Genomic DNA, 20,070 nt, shown 5'->3' on the forward strand with positions numbered 1-20,070 from the left:
ATTCCACAAGCGTACCGTCTTGTCCAAACTCGCAGAAGCAATCGTCTTGCCGTCGGGACTGAAACTCAAGCCCCAGACGGCACCACTACGAGCATTCAAGGTTTTGAGGAATTGCCCTTGCACATTCCACAAGCGTACCGTCTTGTCCAAACTCGCAGAAGCAATCGTCTTGCCGTCGGGACTGAAACTCACGCCAATGACCGCATCGCTATGACCGTTGAGGGTTTTGAGCAACTGCCCTTGCTCGTCCCATAAGCGTACCGTGTTGTCCCTACTGGCGGAAGCAATCGTCTTGCCGTCCGGGCTGAAACTCACGCCCCAGACGGCATCGCTATGACCGTTGAGGGTTTTGAGTAACTGCCCTTGCATATTCCACAAGCGTACCGTGTTGTCCCTACTGGCAGAAGCAATCGTCTTGCCGTCAGGACTGAAACTCACGCCCCAGACGGCATTGCTATGACCGTTGAGGGTTTTGAGCAACTGCCCTTGCATATTCCACAAGCGTACCGTGTTGTCCCTACTGGCAGAAGCAATCGTCTTGCCGTCAGGACTGAAACTCACGCCCCAGACGGCATTGCTATGACCGTTGAGGGTTTTGAGCAACTGCCCTTGCATATTCCACAAGCGTACCGTGTTGTCATAACTGGCGGAAGCAACTGTTTTGCCATCGGGACTGAAACTCACGCCATAGACCTCATGGCGATGACCGTTGAGTGTTTTGAGCAACCGCCCGTCACTGCTCCATAGCTTGATGCTGTGGTCCGAACTGGCGGAAGCAACTGTCTTGCCGTCCGGGCTGAAACTCACACCAATGACCCCAGCACTATGACCGTTGAGTGTTTTGAGCAACCGCCCGTCACTGCTCCACAGCTTGATGCTGTTGTCCGAACTAGCGGAAGCAACTGTCTTACCGTCCGGGCTGAAACTCACGCCAATGACCGCATCGCTATGACCTTCTAAACGATTGCGCTCCCTTATCTCGTAGACTGCTTGCCATAGTGTTGGCACAACCTCAGCTTTAATTTGGGGTTCGGCTGTTAGCCAGGTTGCTTTTTGCAGTTTTGTCCCTGCTCTAATACCTTCGAGCAAAGCATCTAACTGCTGATTGGAAGAAAAAAACGCCTCTGAGGATGTTCTAAAAGCTTTGATTTCATTGTGTTGAGCTTGGCGGTACTGAAGGAAAGCCGCTACCCCCAGCCCACTTGCAGCAAGAAAACCAGCCACCGCCACAACCAAAGCATATGTAATATTCCTGCGAGCTTTTTTTTGACGTTCAATTTCCTCTTGTTGTCGCCTCAGTTCTTCTTGCTGGCGTCGCTCTTTCTCAGCCAACTCAGCATCACGAGCTCTAGCACTCTCATCTAAACACTGCATTGCCTGCTCAAACTGCGGGTTGTAACGCCTAGCCCAAGCTTGATTCGGTTTATTACGTTCTCGCCAATTCAAAGCAATCGTGAGTTCCGGATCACGCAAGAGTCCGGCTTGCTTTTCTTGGTAGAGTGCTAAAGTTTCCGCTAAACGGCGATAAATCTGAGCCGATTGTGCTTCTTGTTCCACCCAGTCTTTTAACTTCTGCCAAACCCGCATGAAACTTTCATGGGAAATATCCAGTACAGAATTCCCATCCAACTTCACGCCCACAGGCGGCATGAGAAATGACCGACCAGGGGCGCGGAATTGCTCGACAATATCGATTACTGCGGCTTCGGTTGCTTCTGCAACCGCACAAACTTCACTCAGTTTTGTCGGGCGGCGAATCCCGCGACCATCGGGACCTTTCTCTGTAAGACATTTAAACAGTTTTTCCGCAATCTTTTGGCAGCGGTCATCTGGTAATTGGTTGTAAATTTCATCCGCATGTTGGGACAGTGCTTTGTCCATCCCACCAATCGCCTCATAGTGGTGCAGGTCAATTGGTTCTCCAATCTTGTGGTAGTTCCAAGCCCGCATCAATGCGTGTTGCAAAATCGGCAACTGGTCTGGGTTATCGCCCACATCATTGAGTAGCCGATTCACCAAACGTGGTGTGATTTGAGCATTGCCAACACCGACGGGACCTGTAATTGCCGCTTGCAATTGGTCGCGGGTTAAGCGAGGAATTAAGTACTGACTGTCATTCATTGCTTCCGGCAAATCCCGGAATTGGGCGCAGTCCCCCAAAAAATCGGAACGCATTGTCAGCACAACATAAATGGGTAACTCCTGCTGCTGATACTGAGTTGCGTTCATAGGTATCACCTCACCCCCGCCCCTCTCCTTAGCAAGGAGAGGGGTGCCCGGAGGGCGGGGTGAGGTTTTTGAATCCAACTTAGTATGAGTTGCTTCCAAAAGTAGCTTGACAAATGCTGCAGCTTCATCTCCAGAATCTTTTCTGGGAGAGTTTTGCTTGAAGCGAAACAATTCCTCAAATTGGTCAACCACAACCAGCAAGTTTTCATCACTGGGTCTTCTCGCCTGCTGCACAACTTCAACCAGTCCTAAAGCACCGCGTCGCAGAACCGTTTCGGTAATAATTGTTTGAATCGGGGCATCTTCTGTCTCTAAACCAAAGACATCTGGATGATTCAGCGCCTGCGCCAAATTCGCAATCGGGTCATTTCCCGGACGCATCACCGCTACCCGCCAGCTTGAGCCAGCTTTGGTCATGAATCCACTGTACAGCGCCGGAAGTAACCCCGCCCGAACCAGCGAAGATTTGCCGCTTCCCGATGTGCCGACAACTGCTAAAAACCGATGACGCCGCAGCCTGCGAAGTAATTCATCCGTTTGCCCTTCCCGCCCAAAAAACACGTCATTTTCGTGCGCTTCAAAAGGTCGCAACCCCGGAAATGGATTTAGGCGAGTTTGGCTGCTAACCATAGCGTTGCCCTCCCCGGATGTGTTGGGCTACGAATAATTCTAAATCATTGACATTTTGAATTAACTGTGCTTCACGAGTGCGACACCACCGCCGCTTTTGTTCTGTACGCGGTTCACCCATGTAAATTCCTTTCGCCAGCATGGGTTTTGAGCGACCATAACCATAAACTTTTCGTAAGTCTCCTAGTTTTATCTGCAGCCACGGTTCATTCACATCACCGCAGTAGATAATCACCACATCACACACCTGTAGTTGCTCTTGATGATACTGACGCACCTGCGCTTCGTCTCCCTCAAACAAAGGCAATATCACTTCAAATCCTTGGTCGTAGAGATAGTCATCGAAAGGAGCGATCGCCTCTCTGTCGCGCTGGTCACATATCAAGTAAACTCGCAAAGGTCCATCTTCTGCAATAATATCTTTCGTCGGCTGCGGCGTAGGATTGAGTTTATCTTTAATAATAGTCTTGAATTCTTCTAAGCTTGTCTGCAACAGGTTAGCATCACTTTGTAAAGATGTGATAAATTCTTCCTGACGCGTTTCTTGTGGCTGTAACCCTACTGGCATCCAAACTAAGCGCAAAAATTCAGGAGAGTTTTGACTGTGTTGAGCTGCGAGTTCATTTTGTAAAACAACAAGCGATCGCTCTGCGCCTTCTGGCACAATACCATACCTAGCACCAATCAAATGGATGGAAAGTTTGCAGCGCTCCAAATTCTCACGCACAACTTGTTCAAAATCGGGATAATAAGGAGGTAAAGATTGTTCGGGAACAACAATATAACCCCGCTGTTGCAACTCCCGCTTGATTTTATCGCGTTCTTCTACAACATCAGAAGTTGTTTCTGCTAGATAAATCGTGGTTCCGGTGGGTGCAATGGGAGTTTGCTCATTCGCGCCGTTGTCATGACTGGAAAGTTTGTCCAGCATTTGTCTAATCTCATGAGCCAAATCGTCGAGTTTTTTCCAAAAATTGCGTTCCGCTTCTGCACCAAATATCTTATTAAATTCAATTGCTCTACCGGACTGGTCTAACTGATAAAATTCATAGCCCAGAAGTTCTTGCACTTCCAGAGGATGCTGTTTTCGTTCAACTGGGGTTTTGATAACCTTAAATATCCGCGATTTATCAGCAACACGAACGCCACCTGTTGTTGCAGCAGCTGTACAAAATTCCCGCAGTTCTTTAACACACCACTCAGACTTCACATAGCGAGGTGAGAGGACAGAAACCAGCAACGCTACTTTGGGAAATCGCTCTAGAATTGTGTCACCGAAATAATCATTGCCTTGCAGTTTTAAATCTCGCCAAATTTTTGGTGTTTCTCCCCGTAGTTGTGCCAAACGGATTTCCAAGGCGCGATGGAAATCAGAAATCCATCCTTCCTGCCCGTCAGTGAGCGGGTGGTTATCAATGTGGGCGTAACTTATAAAAATGTCATCTTCAAAACCCATTACTTTCTCCACCTCTCACCCAAAATAATCGTAGGGTGGGCATTGCAATGCCCACCCTACAACTACAACACCTTTTGCCTTGTTCCCAGCCTCTGACTGAGAATACCAGTGGCGAACTGCTGCCTGCTGACTTGCGGCACCGTCTCAACCGCATTTCCAAGGGGAACCTGGAAACGAGATTTTAGAAACTCAGTTGTAAGAAATTATTTTTTCATTTAACCGCACGAGGCAAGAGAGGACACAGAGGAGAGGAAAAGAAAATATTTAATGTTTTTCATGAATGATAATAGAATATCAAAATTTTTACTGTGAAATATTTTTCTCAGAAGCTTTGTTATCTGTTGGTGATTGAGGAATAATTTCTTTCATTAACTCCTGTTCACTCTCTTCCTTTTGCTTTTCCTTCTTGTACACAACTTCGGTGACATATACATCGACATCACGTTGGAGGATATCTTCAATTTGGGTAGCAAAATTAGAAAAAGCTTCTTGATGGCTCTTGTAACCACTATAGAGTCCGCCTAATTGGGAGAATTGCCAGCCCTGAGTTTTTAGGGATTCAGTTGTGTGCCGATAATGCCGCCAGCGATCGCCATAGTGAAAAAACTCTTCCACAGCTGAGCTGATCGCAACGACTGCACCAAGACCAACGGTTCCCCAGCGAACATATGAAGCAAAGTTTTTGTTGTCGCTAGTATTCAAACCCACCAAGATAGGAACGATAATGCCACCGATGATTGCTGTGAGTCGCAATCTGTAATACCAGTTCCGAGCATCCCTAGCCCGTCCCCCCATCCACGATACTTGTTCCAGCCAGCGCGATCGCAAAAACTGCTTTTGTAAATCAGACAGTTCGAGTGTTTCGATCAGTTTTTCCAAGCTTTGTTTTGAGCTTGTACGATTTGAATCCTGAGATGGCATTCTTTACTCCTTATTAATAAGGCGTTTTTCAATAATTTTTAAGAGGATGTTTTCAAAGTAGTTAGTTATGTATCAAAAACTTTTCTATTTCCCTAAATCCCCCGTCATAAGGTGGATTTTGAGATTATTTTCCCCCCTTTTTAAGGGGAGCCAGCCGCGTGCGGGGGTTTCCCCCGTTGAGCGGACTGGCGTGGGCTAGGGGGGATCTCGATACAACTCGGTACTTTACAAACATCCTCTAAAGTCATTATTAACTCACATTCCGTCTTGGTTATCCTAAATATAGCGGTTTGCAACTGTGGTAACGGTACACCAAAGAAATAATGAACCACAGATGGACACAGATGGACACAGATAAATCTGTACTTCATTCCATTGAGTTGCGTTATATAAGAATCCTAAATCATTGGTGAACAACAAGATTCCCGACTGTTTAAAGGAGTCGGGAATCTGAACCAAATATTCTGGTCATTTACTTACAGCTTCAACCATCCAAATAATTGCCCTACACTTAATTGAAACTCGTTGACAAAATTAGGAACGGGTAATATTTCCTGTTCTTTTTGTAAAAATTGTGGTTGTTGTCCAGGCGGATAAACTAACACTGCACGCTCATCTGGATCAATCAGCCAACCCAAGGAGCTACCATGCTCAAGGCAATGTAATATATTACTTGTTACTTTCGTCTGGCTTTGGTCTGGAGAAAGAATTTCTATTGTCCAATCTGGAGCAGCTTGAAAAACATTTGCTACATCTCCACGTTCATCTATGGGAATTCGCTTCCAAGCAAACACAGCGACATCTGGCACAATTGAACGTCCACCAAAGGTACACCGCAATTCTGGGAAGGCGAGAGCAATTTTCCGACTTTCAACCACTTCGTTAATAGCTTTAACCAATGAGCCACGGATTACACTATGCTTTCCTTGAGGCATTGGTTTTTGAATAATTTGACCATCAATATATTCACTCGCTGGTTTAGTTTCTGGTAATTTGATAAACTCTTCCAACGTTAAAGTTTGGGTTTGTAACTGTACCATGTGTAATACATCTCTTGCATCTCTTTGATTCCATCTGTGTCCATCTGTGTCCATCTGTGGTTAATTATTCTTTTTTTTGGAATGAATGCAAGAAGTCTAATAACTTAATCACCCTAAATAAGCCTTTTTTACTCTCTCATCGCGGATTAATTCCGATGCTGCACCTGACAGGGTAATACAACCAGCTTCTAATACGTAACCACGATCTGCAATTTGTAGGGCAAGGTTAGCGTTTTGTTCAACCAAAAGGATAGTCACGCCTGTAGCACGCAAATTCTGAATAATGCTGAAAATTTCCCGAACAATCGTAGGTGCTAAACCCAAGCTAGGCTCATCTAAAAGCAAAAGTTTAGGTTTACTCATCAAAGCACGGGCTATGGCTAACATTTGTTGTTCACCACCGCTGAGGGTTCCCGCGAGTTGATTGCGCCTTTGTGCTAAACGGGGGAACATCTCAAATTGGTACTGAATATCATTTCTTACCTGTGTTTGATTAGAGCGAATATAAGCACCTAAGAGTAAATTATCTAAAACTGTTTGCCGTGCTAATACTCTTCTTCCTTCAGGACAATGAGCAATACCTAGTTGTACAACTTCGTGTGTTTGGCGGCGGGTAATATTACGTCCGCTGTACATAATTTTGCCTTGGCGAGGATTCACTATTTTGGAGATAGCACGGAGAGTCGTCGTTTTGCCAGCACCATTGGCACCTATCAAAGTAACTACCTCGCCATTGTTCACAACTAAATTAATGTTTTGTAGAGCTTCTATGCCCCCATAGTTAACATAAAGGTCTTTAATTTCTAATATTTTAAAATCTTGTTGATTATTTAATATATCTGTGTTCATCTGTGTGCATCTGTGGTTAATATCCTTAGTCGTTACCCAAATATGCGTCAATGACAGCTGGGTCATTTCTGACAACAGATGGTTCCCCTAAAGCAATCAATTGACCAAAATCTAAAACGGCAATTCGGTCACATAAACCCATCACCAAAGGTACATGATGCTCAATCAGAATTACTGTCAAGTTGAATTTGTCGCGGAGGTTACGGATAAATTTACTTAGCTGTTGCTTTTCACTGGGGTTCATACCCGCAGCTGGTTCGTCTAATAGTAAAATTTGCGGATCTAAGGCAAGGGCGCGGGCAATTTCCAGTCGTCGTTGGTCTCCGTAGGAAAAGTTTTTGGCTTTTTCGTCGATACGCTCACCCAAACCAACAAGCTCTAGTAATTCTAGAGATTTTTGCTTGTTTTTTTGTTCCTCTTTGAGAGTAGGTGGCAGTCCTAGAGCACCTTTAAGCAAACTACTCTTAGTCTGTAAATGACGCGCAATTCTAACATTTTCTAATGCAGATAGTTCAGCAAATAGGCGAATGTTTTGGAATGTTCTCGCAATACCTAAACCTGCAATTTTATGGGGAGGTTGTTGAGAAATTTCTGCACCTTGATAAAGTAATTCCCCGCTAGAAGGTGTAATTAATCCTGTTATTAAATTAAATAAAGTTGTCTTGCCAGCACCATTGGGGCCAATCAGTCCAAAAATTTCATGTTGGTTGACTACGAAAGAGACATTATTGACCGCCACTAGCCCCCCAAAGCGACGAGTGAGGTTTTTCGCCTCTAATATCGGTAGCCCAAATACAGTTTTCGTCACATTTTCTTGAGTCATTCTACTTATTTCAAAAGGTCTTATTTCAATACATCATTGCTGCGTTTCTTGCGTTTCTTAAATAAATCTGGAGTGACAAGACCTTGGGGGAAAAATATCGTACCAATAACTATAAGTAATCCAAAGATAATTAATCTACCATCTCGCAAAAATTGCGCTAGCCAAGTAGGTAAACCACCTGTATCTGCTATTGCTCTCAACACTTCTGGCAGAGCTGTAAATACCATACCTCCAACGACTGAACCTAGAAAAGTTCTGGAACCACCAATTAACACGAAAGTTAAGTAAATAATACTGGCATCAAAGGTGCCTTGGCGTGCATTCCAGGTATTGAGAAAGTGGGCGCTAATTGCACCAACCACTCCTGCCAGAATACACCCTAATGTGAATGCCCAAACTTTGTAGTAAGTTGGGTTAATTCCCATCGCACTTGCTGCCAATTCATCCTCACGGATAGCGATGAATGCCCTTCCTGCTCGGATGCGTTCTAAACGGTAAATGAATATCATGCTGATAAGCAGCAATGGCAATGCAATCCACAAGTATTCGATTGGTGTTTGAAAAGGTTGAGGGATGGCAAAAATGCCGACAGCACCACCTGTAATATCTAAATTTAGGGAGATGACTCGCAGAACTTCCACAAAGGCAATGGTGGCGATCGCCAAATAAATCCCCCGCAACCGCAATGCTGGAATTCCCACCAGCACACCCAATAAACCAGAAACCACACCAGCAATCAACATTTCCAGTAATAGCAGTGGAATCGGGAATGAACCAGTTGTGGAAGAAAAAACGGTTGTGGAGAGAATTGCAGCAATATAACCACCCAAAGCATAAAAGCCAGGGCTTGCCATAGACAACTGTCCAGCCATCAGTGGTAAGTATAGCGATAGCCCCAGCAGCGCCCCTAGTACCATAGAGACGATAAGAGAACCGTAAGTAGCGATAAATTCAGCCATTTTAAAGAATTTTGACTAAGCTTTAGTAGGGTGTTCCATCCTTGTGGATAAATACGCTGAATTTGCCATCAGGACTGGCTTTTGCTATCAAATCATGATCAGGATATGTCACTTCGTCGTAGGGTATGCGTTCGCGTAGCGGCTCCTTCGGAGCATCGCCCACCTCCAGATAAACACCAACTACCGACGAACGATTCACCAAATGGTGTCCATTCGCTTCATTGGCTGGAAATCCCGCCGCCATTCCTGGTTTAAGAATTTCCTCACCTGCATCTGTGATTAAAGTGAGTTCACCTTCCAAAATATATATGAATTCATCTTCATGCGAATGCCAGTGTCGCAAAGCAGAACTGCTTCCAGGTTCTAACTTCACCAGATTTACCCCAAAGTTCTTAAGCCCTGCAAAGTTGCCTAACCGTTGTCGAAGCCGTCCTGCAACAATTGGCTTGAACTCATCAGGATAATTCGTTCTGATTTCAGTAGGTACTTTTTCTGGGTCGATAATCATTGAGTTACCAATTGCTTTTACACCTTCTGTACAAATCGACGCCCGAGTAAACCTTGGGGTCGAACTAACAACATAATAAATAGGATTCCAAAGGAAACAGCATCTTTATACCCTGAGTATTCCCCAGGGACAAACGCCTCCACCAATCCAATCACCAAACCTCCCAGCACTGCACCGGGAATACTCCCCAAACCCCCCAAGACAATGACTGATAACCCCCTCAACCCAAAACTCAGTCCAAAATAAGGTCCCGCAATGCTGACACTAGAAGCAACCAATGTTCCCGCCACTCCTGCGATAAAACTGCTGATAAAAAATGTCAGCACAATAAAGCGATCGCTGTTTATTCCCAACAAACTTGCGGTCGTTGGATCTTCGGCGATCGCCTGCATTGCTTTACCATACTTTGTGTAATTGATGAATAGAGTCAGAATTGCCACAATCACTACTGATATAGCAAAAATCACCAGTTGAACAGTGCGAATCGGAATCGGGTTTTCGGCTGTACCAAAATTGATAGAAGGTGGCAAATTTCCGTAAGTGTTTGCTGGAAATGTGTAACTTTCCGCTCCTACCAGGTACTGGAGCAAGTTAACAATAACCACTCCTACACCCAAACTGGAAACAACTGTGAGTAAAGGGTCAGAACCCCGCTGTCGCAAAGGGAGAAAGGCAAGACGTTCAATTGCCACGCCAACTAACCCTGCAAGGATACTTCCTAAAATCAAGGCAACAGCAAATGGTAGTTGTATAGGTAGCGATGCATTAGCCAGCAATCCATTAAATCCAAAAGCACCACCTACGAGTGCATATGTCAGATAAGCACCTAAGGTAAAAACTGCACCATGAGCTAAATTAATGATGCCCAAAATGGAGTAAACCAAGGTGTATCCCAAGGCAAAAATAGCGTAGACACTGCCTATGGATAAACCATTCAACAACTTTTGTAAAACCAGATTTATCTCCATATTGCAGCTATTTTAAGAATACAAACTTGCCATTATTTCCGTCTTTATCCATCTTAATTTGGGAGACGTAAAAATCTTTTTGAACGATATCACCTACTGGTGTGAAAGAGATTTCACCCAGAGGAGTGTTGTATTTTCCTGCTAGTAATTGCTTATTTAATTCAGTCCGCAGTTTATCAATGGACATTGTACTAATTTTGGTCTTTTTATCCAAAGCTTTCAGAGCTTCTACATACACCTGTACTGCTGTAAAAGATTGAGCACTGAATTGGGCAGGTTCTTTTTTGTATTGATTAACATAGGTTTTGTGAAATATTGTATTAATCTCTCCCGGATGTTCAGGACTGTAAGCTTGAGCAATCAACACCCCATCGCAAAGCGCTTTGCACACTGAGAAGATATTTGGTGTGTTAAAGCCATTACCACCTACAATTATGCCTTTATAACCTAGTTCCCGCAGTTGTCTAACTAAGTTACCTCCGTCCGCAGCCAAACCAGATATGATTACCAAATCGGGTTTTAAGTTAAGAGCATTGGTGGCGATCGCTTGAAAGTCGGTGTCAGTGGTTTGGAACTTTTGAACTGTTACCAATTCTAGCCCTTGGTCTTTAACTGTCTTCTGAAAAATTTCTGTTTCTGACTTGTTAAAGGCATCGTTTTGAGCGTAAAACACTGCAACTTTCTTAATATTGGGATTCTGCTTGAGGGCAGCTTTCACCGAATTAGGAGCAACGATAGAAACGGGTGCAGATACACGCGCAACGTAATCACCAATTTCTGGAATTCCTTTTGCCGTATTTGATGCTCCAAGCACTGGAACTTTAGCACGGTCTGCAATCGGATCGGCACTAAAAGCTTGCTGTGATAAAGTAGGACCAACAATACCCACAACTTTATCTTTGTTAATTAAAGTTTGAAAAGCGTTAATTGCTCCGGCTTCATCTCCGCCAGTATCTTGCATAACTAATCGAATTGGAGTGCCATTGATGCCACCCTTATCATTGAAATACTTCTCCGCCATTTTGGCTCCAACAAATCCCTCTTGACCAAGTAATGCCACGTTGCTCGTTTGCGCCAAGGCAATACCAATAGGAATAGCACCAGATGTACTTGTTGTCGCAGCAGCGTTGGTTGCAGAATTTGGGGTGCTGTTAGTTCCAGTGTTTGTACTACTGTTAGTGCCGCCGCCACAAGCTGTTAGCAGGATAGCGCAAGTCGTGAATATTGCAGTTGTAATAGCAGCAGGTTGTTTCATAGTCGAGGAATAAAGTCGTGAGTAGAGGTTTTGCTAAAGTTAGTATTAGTCTTGACGAAAACTAAAGTATATAAGACTGTTTATAGTTCAAGACTGTTTCTGTACGTTCGTTATACTCATTAAGAGTACTTTGACAAGAATTGTATTAAATCATTTTTATTTCATCATGCAAAGTCAAAGCTTCCAAGTTATTTTCATAGAAATTTTTGGTTTAAACAAACTTTACAGATAGTTTGCCATTTTCAGGCTTTTAGCTCAAGTAAAAAAAGGGTAAACAGACACAGTATGCAAAAATTGAGTCCTTTATAAAACTAGGCTGATTGCATATAGCGGTTCTCAAGTAAAGCAGACTGGGGATTGGGGACCCTTGGATTAGGGATTGGGTAAGGGAGCCTCAAAATGATGTCCGGGGCAATAAATACCTAGACATATTTTGGAGCATTTCCCCCAACAACCGTCCCCAACACCTAGTATTGTAGGGTGGGCAGTGCTTACCGTATTTTGCCCACTACATCCGGGTTTTGCGTTCGCACTGCCCACCCTACGTGTCGTTCAAAAATCTGCGGAGGAGTCCTATATTTTGGAGCATTTCCCCCAACAACCGTCCCCAACACTTAAATTTTGCAACCTTCTGCTAGGGTGTGGGTTTCTACGCCATTCTTGCCGCCATACGAGACTTAAACGCTTCCATTGCCTGCGGTGTAGCCTCAGTAGTTTGCCATGTCGGACGTGCTATTAGGCGATCGCACCAAGCACTCAATTTTGGATAATCACTCAAGGGCACACCCCCTCTCGGCAACCAGGGTACTACAGTACCAGCCACAACCTCGGCTAAAGTTAGGTTTTGACTGCCAAAGTAAGGGCGATCGCCTAATAAATTCTCAAAAAACTTCAGTACCGTTACCGCTTTCTGCTTTGCCTGTTCGATTTTTTCTGGATTTCCTACAGGTAAGCCTAACATCACCGGAAACACTGGAACAGTGGCAGGCAACAACTCATTCACAGTGACTAGTTGCACCATTCGGGCGATCGCCAAATCCTTCGCATCAGTTGGCAACATCGCAGGCTTGGGGTACTTTTTCTCTAAATAATCTAAAATTGCCAAAGACTCTACTATATTAAAGCCATCGTCTACCAAAACTGGAATGTGGTGGAAGGGGTTGAGCGCCAGAAATTCTGGTTGAAACTGTTCGCCATCCAGTTTCACCTCCACCAATTCAAACTCAAGTTCTTTCTCCAACAGAGTAATCCAGACACGGCGCGAATTTGGAGAAATCGGATCGTGATACAGCTTCAACATAGGAAAAACTTACAGTTTTATAAATAAGGTGGGCATTGTTACCCTATACCCTACACTCCATAGAATTGCTCTCACAATAAAGAAAGAAAACTTGCGATACAATCCAAAGCGATTTGTGTGACTGTGAACAACTTGAAATCGCCTTCTTTGCCTGAAATGGCAAATATTTGGCAGCAAACTCTTCATTGGACTCCCACTGTCCAACAGCAGGTGCAATTCCAACAGCTTTACGAATTCATCTTAGAAGGTAACCGCCAGTTTAACCTAACTCGCATTACCGACCCCCAAGAGTTTTGGGAAAAACATCTTTGGGATTCTCTACGAGGAATTGCCCCCCTTTTAAGAGATGAGGGAGATGAGGGAGATGAGGGAGATGAGGGAGATGAGGATGTTACTTCTGCCCCGACTCCTCCGACTCTCCCGAGTTCTCTATCTTTTATAGATATTGGCACGGGCGCAGGTTTTCCAGGAATTCCAGTCGCAATTGCTGTGGCTGATTCTACCGTGACACTGCTTGATTCTACCCGAAAAAAAATTGTGTTTCTTGAAAAAATCAGCGCTGAACTTGACCTTACCAATATTAAAACTCTTGTTGGTAGAGCTGAAGAAGTCGCTCAGCATCCCCAGCACCGACAAACTTATGATGTTGCCCTTATTCGCGCTGTTGGGACAGCGTCTGTCTGTGCAGAATATGCCTTGCCATTGCTTAAGCAGGGCGGTTTAGCCGTAATCTACCGGGGCAATTGGACACAAGAAGAAACAAAAGCTTTGGAAAATGCCGTTAATCAGTTGGGTGGGGTAGTTGAATCAATTGAAAAATTTACAACTCCCTTAACTGATAGCATCCGTCACTGCCTTTACTTGCGTAAAGTAGCAACCACACCAGTTCAGTTTCCCCGTCCTGTTGGTATACCTACCCAAAAGCCGCTTTAAAGTGCGGAAGCTTTGAGTCATGAGTGCTGAGTAAGATAATGGTTTACTCAGCACTCAGTACTACTCAAGCAGTTTTACTTGCTACTGCAAACCGCTTATTAATCTCATCCCAGTTCAAGACATTCCACCAAGCATCCAAGTAGTCGGCGCGGCGGTTTTGGTACTTGAGATAATATGCGTGTTCCCACACGTCATTGCCCATAATTGGGTAGTTGCCTTCACTTAGGGGACTATCCTGATTAGCTGTACTTGTCACCGCAAGCTTGCCATCTTTGGTGCGGACTAGCCAAGCCCAACCACTTCCAAAACGACTTGCACCAGCTTCGTTAAACTGCTTTTTGAATGCAGCAAAATTGCCGAAGTTTTGATTAATGGCGGATGCGATCGCCCCTGTTGGTTCTCCACCACCCTTCGGCTTCATAATTCTCCAAAACATCGAGTGGTTTACATGACCACCACCGTTATTGCGTACCGTTCTACGAATATCTTCTGGTACGCTGTTGAGGTCACGCAGCAGTTGTTCAACAGTTCTGTTTTTCAGTTCTGGATGTTTATCTAATGCTGCATTTAAGTTTTTTACATAAGTCGCATGGTGTTTATCGTGATGAAACCGCATTGTTGCAGCATCGATGTGTGGTTCCAGCGCCTCGTACGGATAAGGCAACGGTGGTAGTTCAATAGCGGCTGTTTTACCTGGGCTTGGTTTGTTTTGGCTTGGCGCATTCTGTGCCAAGGCACAAGCATCTAAGGTAAAAGCACCTGCACTAGCTCCGAGTAACAATAAGAAATGACGACGATTAATAGCCATAATAGTGATTGCAGCCTAATAATTCTAATTTCAGTTGTTATTTTCTGAAATTTAGACCAATTGTTTATCGATTTTTGATTTTAACCATAGATGGACACAGACAAGTGTAAATTATTTATAAATACTTTTTTATAGTATTAATATTTCTACGTATGCTTGCTAGATAAAACGAAAAAAGACACAGCACGCCCAAGTTGTCTGCCTAATTTTTTGAAAATATTCCTGGAAGTGTGTGGTTTAAAATGTTGCAAAGTGTAGATTCAACAAGAATTTCAATATACTGCTTCTCGTTTGGATGAAGTAATTATTTATCTGTGTCCATCTGTGTCCATCTGTGGTTCTTATTTCTTGATGTATTCCACTTAACTGACAACCGCTATATACAGTACCTTACAAGTAAATTAAGTACAACGCTGTTGTCTAAAAGCAAGACAAGCGAGCAAATTTTACTTCTGAGTTCCTAGCTGCGGAATTCTGAATTCTGCTGTAAGCTTTCGGTTGACGAAAAGTTTTTTGAGTTATGGCGTCAAAAAATTATGAATGATTGAAAAAGCTTCATCATTCATAATTGATAATTCAGAATTTATACAACACTAACTTTGGGACAAGCGCTGTACCTCTTTACCCGCCAACATCTGATGTGCTTCTGTAAGGAGGTGAGGAATTCTTTCAGCATGAGGACTGCGGCTGAGACATTGCCGCAAATCTAGTTTATCTACCTTGTCAGCTTTGTTACCAGGAAACCAATGACTAGCATTGCCAAGCATGTTGTAACGCATTTTGGCGTACTCCAACAGATCGTAGGCGATCGCCAAATTCCTTAACCATAAAATCGCTCGAATATTGACTTGATCTGGAGTTTCCTCAATAGTTGGTAAATTGATATGCCAAGTTTTCACCCAGTTTTCCCCTAAGGTGGCAATAGCTTCTTCTTCTAGCCGTGCCAAAATTGGTGGCAAAATTGCGGATGTATTATCCAGCAAATCTAAAGTTTTCAGATGTTCGTCAAAATCTTCAGGTTTTGCAGCGCCTATACTTAAGGTATGTACCTGAGAGTGACTTAGACAAAACAAATCATTAAACACCATTGGACTCAAAGGAGTGCAAAGATTCACTAATCTTTGTGGTGGTTTATACAACATTCCCCCTTTATCAGATGGGCTAATAATAAATACGCCCATATCTTGGCGATTTGCTGCTTCAATTGCAGCCCAATTGACTTGATTTATGTAGTACCAATGCAAATTGACGTAATCGAATTGGTTAGTATCAATAGTTTGGATAATGATATCTGTTGCTCCATGTGTGGAAAAACCGATAAACCTAACTTTTCCTTGTGCCTGAAGTTTTTTTGCTACTTCTAAACAGCCACCAGGACGGATACTGTAGTTTAATAACTCAGCATTGTTGATGCCATGTATTGCTAGCAAGTCAACATAATCTAGCTGCAGATTTCGTAGTGACTTTTCAAAGTCAAGCTGAAATTCTTTTGCATCTGCCATCGGACCGACTTTAGTTTGAACAATTAACTGTTCACGTGGAAATGTTGGCAAAATTCTCCCCAACTGCATTTCGGAACTTCCATAACCACGGGCAGTTTCAATGTGATTAATTCCTAATTCGACTGCGCGTCGAATAGTTGCTTCTAGATTTTGCTGGTTATTACGGGGTATTTCCGATTGCGGGACATCCTTCCATTTATGCTGGTATCTCATGCCACCGCAGGAAAACACTGGCATTTTTAATTCTGTGCGTCCAAATCGTCTGTATAACATCATTGGATTTTGGATCTCCCCAATCTAAAATCTGAAATCAACAGCCCCCAATGCCTTCTTGGGATAGCAAATACTATATAAGTAACAAAAAATTACATTCAGATTCAAAGAATGGCTAGCATCACGCTAATATATTTGATGAAAATTAATTTCATCAGAGGTAACAAATAAAGATAACAGTCAACCTCAATTAAAAACAGCCACCGCTACACTGACCTCAATGGGTGTGATCGAGCTTGCCCAAGGTGATTTGGGTAAAGACAGTTATACGGATAGGTGCAAGATCTGAGTTTACTTGTTACCAAACAAAGGAAAAAGCCTTTTTAAGCCTGAAAACTAGGAAAAGTCTTTGTTTTAGCAACCACAGTCTAGATCAATCCGGAAAATCTCCTACTTATACGAAAAATAAAACGTTCCCATTGAAGACTTATTAATGGAACGATAATGTCTTTGGAGGTATTGATGCCACACTACTTAAGCAGTCAGCCAACAACTCACTCTGTAAATACCCACTCCAAGGGTTCTACTGATGCCCATACCAATAATCTTATAGGGTTTTCTATTATTTCCTTTCCTATTGTTCTCCTTTTAGGAATAATTACTTATAAAAAGTATCGAGTTGCTGTTTTCCGCAGACAAGTTGCTAACCTCGAAAAATTATGGCTGATAGATGTTAAAAATAATACTTATAGACAAGATTAAAGACAGAAGTTAACATTGCTTCTGGTTTTTTACACTCAGGTATTTAGAACAAGATTTAACACGGGCGTAAGGCATTGCCTCTCAGTACCCTTACGCCCTTAGTTCAAATAACTACAATTCCCGGACTACAGGTTGACCATCTTTGACTTCGCCAACTAAGACCACATCTGTACAGTTGACGAAAATACCATTTTCCAAAACACCAGGAATATTATTCAGTGTTTTTTCTAGATTGACTGGGTCATCAATATTGTCAAATTTGACATCTATAACCATGTTGCCTTGGTCGGTGATCACTGGACCAGCTTTTTTCACGCCCATACGGAGTTCTGGTTTGCCACCAAGTTTTTCAATTGCCCGCGTTACAGGCGTAACTGCCATTGGTATGACTTCTACTGGGACGGCAAAAACAGAACCGAGTCGGTCAACTAATTTGGCACCATCCACGACTACAATGAATCGATTTGCTAGGTAATCTACAACTTTTTCGCGGGTATGTGCGGCACCACCACCTTTAATCAAATTCTTTTGTGGATCAACTTCATCCGCACCATCAATTGCAATATCAATGTGGTCAATAGCGTCTAGGGTGGTGAGTGGAATGCCGTACTGCTTAGCCAGAACTTCTGCTTGAAACGAAGTGGGGACACCAACGATATCTTTCAACTCCCCCGACTTGAGGCGATCGCCTATAAACTGAATTGCGTACGCTGTTGTTGACCCCGTACCTAACCCGACAATAGAACCTGATTGTACCAAGGCGGCGGCGGCTTTGCCAACTTCTTGCTTGCTCAACTTTACGGGGTCTGCTGCTGCGGTCATTCCCAAAGCTCCTCAAAAACTTACTATAGAACATAGTAGTGGGCAGATGACACAGCCTGAAACTCATAGCCCATTTTTATCAATCAATAGCTGACGGAAGTTTGATTTTTGCAGTAGAAACCGCTTAATTATGGTCAAGAAGTACTTTTGTTAATCTTAATCGCCAATTCCAAGGATGATGTGTATATTGATTTTTAAAACTTCTTAATAATGGACTGCGTTGGAATGAAGCTTTCTGCTGTTAGTTTTCGTGCTAAGCCAGTTTGTAATTTTGCAATAAAAGACTCTTTGTCAAAATTACCAATTTTTCTGACACAGCAGTAGAAAAATTGAAAGCTTTGAATTCTAAGATTGCCTTTTTGAAAACATTAATTAAATGCTTTTTTTTCTTGATATCAATAGTTAAATACAGTTTAATTGGCATGGTATAGATACCCATTCCATTAGAAACAAGGTAGTAATATACTAAATTGAAAGCTGCTACAGCAATCCTATTTAATGTGTGGAAATTACTTTGTAATGAACGGCGATCGCGTATTCCTCACGGGAGGCTTTGAGTGCATAGTCGCGTGTTAGGACAAGACTAGAACGCGAAGTAAATAAAGAAGAAAAGATTTCACAAATAATTTAGGATTGCTATAGGACTACTATTTGATTTTTGAACAAAATTAGGTATTGTAGGGTGCGTTAGGATAAAATCCGTAACGCACCATTATCAAGGGTTTGCTGCCGTACTCTCGCGCTAACACACCCTACGTATCTTTTTAAAAATCAAACCGGATTCCTATATATATGCTATGTGTTAAGAGTCGCTGTATGTGCTTTTTGCGTTAAGTCTTTGAGCTTGTTAGTTAGAGTTCTAAGAATCTTAGCTGTTTTGGCATCATCCTGAGTTGCATTTTGTAATTGCGCTGTTAAATCATGAACTTTTTGAGTTTGAATTTCTAAAGCAGCGACGTCATTCGCATTTGCTTGCAGCGCTTGATCAACTACGTCCAGCGCTTGATTGACGGCATCGGCTAAGGTGGAAACGGCGATAGAAGTTTGAGACATGATAATTTCTTTGAAAGAACACCTGTCATTGTATGCGGTGCGATAAATATTGATAACTGCAATTACCATAAATGATAAAAAAGATTACCAAAGCTAGCAACGAAAAGCTGATACCTGACAATGCTGGACACAAGGAGTGCAGATCAGCGATTAAATAACTATAAGTGTCTACGCAACATTACTAAACAGTCATTCGTCACTATACAGACATACACATTTCTGGATACAGCTAAATTAGAAATGGTGTTAACCTAAGTACCGCAGTTTTTTTTGTGGATTCACAGTAGCAGCTAAAAATGGTTGTAATCATGCGTCAGCTTCTAGGTAGTCTTTCATTGATAGCATTACTGCAATTTGTTCCCAACATAGTCCATGCCCAAGAAAAACCCAGTACTGAAAAACCATCCAATCCAATTGCAAAGGTCATTGCTGCTAAAGTGATGACGAACTACCCAGATGGAGAGTTTTATCCAGAACGTTTGCTGAGTCGGGCAGAGTTAGCTTCTATTATGGTGAAGGCTTTTCAACTGGATAAACGACAAGCTGTCACGAAAGAGAATCTAAAAGTGGCAGATGTCGCTGCTTCCAATCCAGCGTTTAAGGATATCCAGATAGTCTTAAAAACTGATATTATGAAAGGCTATCGTGGGAATCTGTTTTTCCCCAATCAACGAGTCACCAGGGCTGAAGCTTTGGCGATTTTTGCCCAAGCATATGGAGTGTTTCAGTTTCCAGACGAGACTGTCAATGAAATTCTTGCCCCATATCCAGATGCAGCGTCTATTCCTAGTTGGGCAAAAAAAGCGATCGCCACGGTAACGAGTGAGGGATTTGTGAATACAGATGCACAAGGCAATCTTTCCCCGCTACAACCGATGACTCGTGGGGATATGGCTGACGTGTTAAGTAAATATTTGCAAAGGCAACAGCCACAACCCGAAACCCCGGCAGTACCCGGTGGTAACAATAGTCCAGAATCTTCTCAATAATAAGATCATTTTTTTCTAGAACGGCTTTGCGCTTGGCGGCAAACAGAAGT

At 43.0% G+C, this 20,070-nt stretch carries 18 protein-coding genes; 3 read left to right on the top strand and 15 right to left on the bottom strand.

Features of this window, described 5'->3' with window-relative positions; all coding sequences use genetic code 11:
* The 11 genes from ACM0OZ_RS38670 to ACM0OZ_RS38720 form a co-directional block, all read right to left on the bottom strand.
* A partial coding sequence (locus tag ACM0OZ_RS38670; protein WP_414588154.1) for an eIF2A-related protein occupies positions 1 to 2,859 on the bottom strand: 2,859 nt, incomplete at its 3' end.
* The gene (locus tag ACM0OZ_RS38675; RefSeq protein ID WP_414588155.1) at positions 2,852 to 4,315 is read right to left on the bottom strand and encodes a DUF4062 domain-containing protein; all 1,464 of its coding nucleotides are present in this window, start codon (positions 4,313 to 4,315) and stop codon (positions 2,852 to 2,854) included. The genes ACM0OZ_RS38675 and ACM0OZ_RS38670, both read right to left, overlap by 8 nt.
* 303 nt (positions 4,316 to 4,618) lie before the next feature.
* Positions 4,619 to 5,236, bottom strand: coding sequence for a DUF4231 domain-containing protein (locus ACM0OZ_RS38680; protein WP_414588156.1), 618 nt, complete (start codon positions 5,234 to 5,236; stop codon positions 4,619 to 4,621).
* A 476-nt stretch (positions 5,237 to 5,712) separates the two neighbouring features.
* Entirely contained in the window at positions 5,713 to 6,276 is a 564-nt protein-coding gene (locus tag ACM0OZ_RS38685; protein WP_414588175.1) for a Uma2 family endonuclease, read from the bottom strand.
* Between the two features lie 108 nt (positions 6,277 to 6,384).
* On the bottom strand, positions 6,385 to 7,125 hold the full coding sequence (locus ACM0OZ_RS38690) for an ABC transporter ATP-binding protein (RefSeq protein ID WP_414588176.1): 741 nt from the start codon (positions 7,123 to 7,125) through the stop codon (positions 6,385 to 6,387).
* 25 nt (positions 7,126 to 7,150) lie between these two features.
* Complete coding sequence (locus ACM0OZ_RS38695; protein WP_414588157.1) at positions 7,151 to 7,948, bottom strand: ABC transporter ATP-binding protein; 798 nt, start codon at positions 7,946 to 7,948, stop codon at positions 7,151 to 7,153.
* Between the two features lie 20 nt (positions 7,949 to 7,968).
* A complete protein-coding gene (locus ACM0OZ_RS38700; protein WP_414588158.1) occupies positions 7,969 to 8,907 on the bottom strand; it encodes a branched-chain amino acid ABC transporter permease in 939 nt (312 codons plus the stop codon).
* Between the two features lie 22 nt (positions 8,908 to 8,929).
* Positions 8,930 to 9,415 carry a cupin domain-containing protein gene (locus ACM0OZ_RS38705; protein WP_414588159.1) on the bottom strand — a complete coding sequence of 162 codons (486 nt, stop codon included), beginning with the start codon at positions 9,413 to 9,415 and terminating at the stop codon, positions 8,930 to 8,932.
* Between the two features lie 17 nt (positions 9,416 to 9,432).
* Complete coding sequence (locus ACM0OZ_RS38710; RefSeq protein ID WP_041034537.1) at positions 9,433 to 10,383, bottom strand: branched-chain amino acid ABC transporter permease; 951 nt, start codon at positions 10,381 to 10,383, stop codon at positions 9,433 to 9,435.
* A 7-nt stretch (positions 10,384 to 10,390) separates the two neighbouring features.
* The gene (locus ACM0OZ_RS38715; RefSeq protein ID WP_414588160.1) at positions 10,391 to 11,638 is read right to left on the bottom strand and encodes an ABC transporter substrate-binding protein; all 1,248 of its coding nucleotides are present in this window, start codon (positions 11,636 to 11,638) and stop codon (positions 10,391 to 10,393) included.
* Between the two features lie 649 nt (positions 11,639 to 12,287).
* The gene (locus ACM0OZ_RS38720) at positions 12,288 to 12,938 is read right to left on the bottom strand and encodes a glutathione S-transferase family protein (protein ID WP_414588161.1); all 651 of its coding nucleotides are present in this window, start codon (positions 12,936 to 12,938) and stop codon (positions 12,288 to 12,290) included.
* Between the two features lie 123 nt (positions 12,939 to 13,061).
* On the opposite strand from ACM0OZ_RS38720, the gene rsmG reads away from it, so the two are divergent.
* Complete coding sequence (rsmG, locus tag ACM0OZ_RS38725) at positions 13,062 to 13,871, top strand: 16S rRNA (guanine(527)-N(7))-methyltransferase RsmG (RefSeq protein ID WP_414588177.1); 810 nt, start codon at positions 13,062 to 13,064, stop codon at positions 13,869 to 13,871.
* A gap of 64 nt (positions 13,872 to 13,935) precedes the next feature.
* On the opposite strand, the gene ACM0OZ_RS38730 is transcribed toward rsmG, so the two are convergent.
* On the bottom strand, positions 13,936 to 14,679 hold the full coding sequence (locus tag ACM0OZ_RS38730) for a superoxide dismutase (RefSeq protein WP_414588162.1): 744 nt from the start codon (positions 14,677 to 14,679) through the stop codon (positions 13,936 to 13,938).
* Positions 14,680 to 15,272: 593 nt separating this feature from the next.
* Positions 15,273 to 16,454, bottom strand: coding sequence for an aldo/keto reductase (locus ACM0OZ_RS38735; RefSeq protein WP_414588178.1), 1,182 nt, complete (start codon positions 16,452 to 16,454; stop codon positions 15,273 to 15,275).
* Positions 16,455 to 16,916: 462 nt separating this feature from the next.
* Between ACM0OZ_RS38735 and ACM0OZ_RS38740 the strand changes: the two genes are divergently transcribed.
* The gene (locus ACM0OZ_RS38740) at positions 16,917 to 17,156 is read left to right on the top strand and encodes a hypothetical protein (RefSeq protein ID WP_414588163.1); all 240 of its coding nucleotides are present in this window, start codon (positions 16,917 to 16,919) and stop codon (positions 17,154 to 17,156) included.
* 111 nt (positions 17,157 to 17,267) lie between these two features.
* Here ACM0OZ_RS38740 and rpiA read toward each other — a convergent pair whose 3' ends face one another.
* Both rpiA and ACM0OZ_RS38750 read right to left on the bottom strand, forming a co-directional pair.
* On the bottom strand, positions 17,268 to 17,978 hold the full coding sequence (rpiA, locus tag ACM0OZ_RS38745) for a ribose-5-phosphate isomerase RpiA (RefSeq protein ID WP_073632320.1): 711 nt from the start codon (positions 17,976 to 17,978) through the stop codon (positions 17,268 to 17,270).
* Between the two features lie 795 nt (positions 17,979 to 18,773).
* Positions 18,774 to 19,031, bottom strand: a complete 258-nt coding sequence (locus tag ACM0OZ_RS38750; RefSeq protein ID WP_414588164.1) for a hypothetical protein — start codon at positions 19,029 to 19,031, stop codon at positions 18,774 to 18,776.
* A 308-nt stretch (positions 19,032 to 19,339) separates the two neighbouring features.
* Here ACM0OZ_RS38750 and ACM0OZ_RS38755 point away from each other — a divergent pair, with 308 nt between their 5' ends.
* Complete coding sequence (locus ACM0OZ_RS38755; protein WP_414588165.1) at positions 19,340 to 20,020, top strand: S-layer homology domain-containing protein; 681 nt, start codon at positions 19,340 to 19,342, stop codon at positions 20,018 to 20,020.
* The last annotated feature ends 50 nt before the right edge of the window (positions 20,021 to 20,070 follow it).

The organism is Scytonema sp. PCC 10023, assembly GCF_963920835.1.
GTDB lineage: Bacteria > Cyanobacteriota > Cyanobacteriia > Cyanobacteriales > Nostocaceae > Kalymmatonema.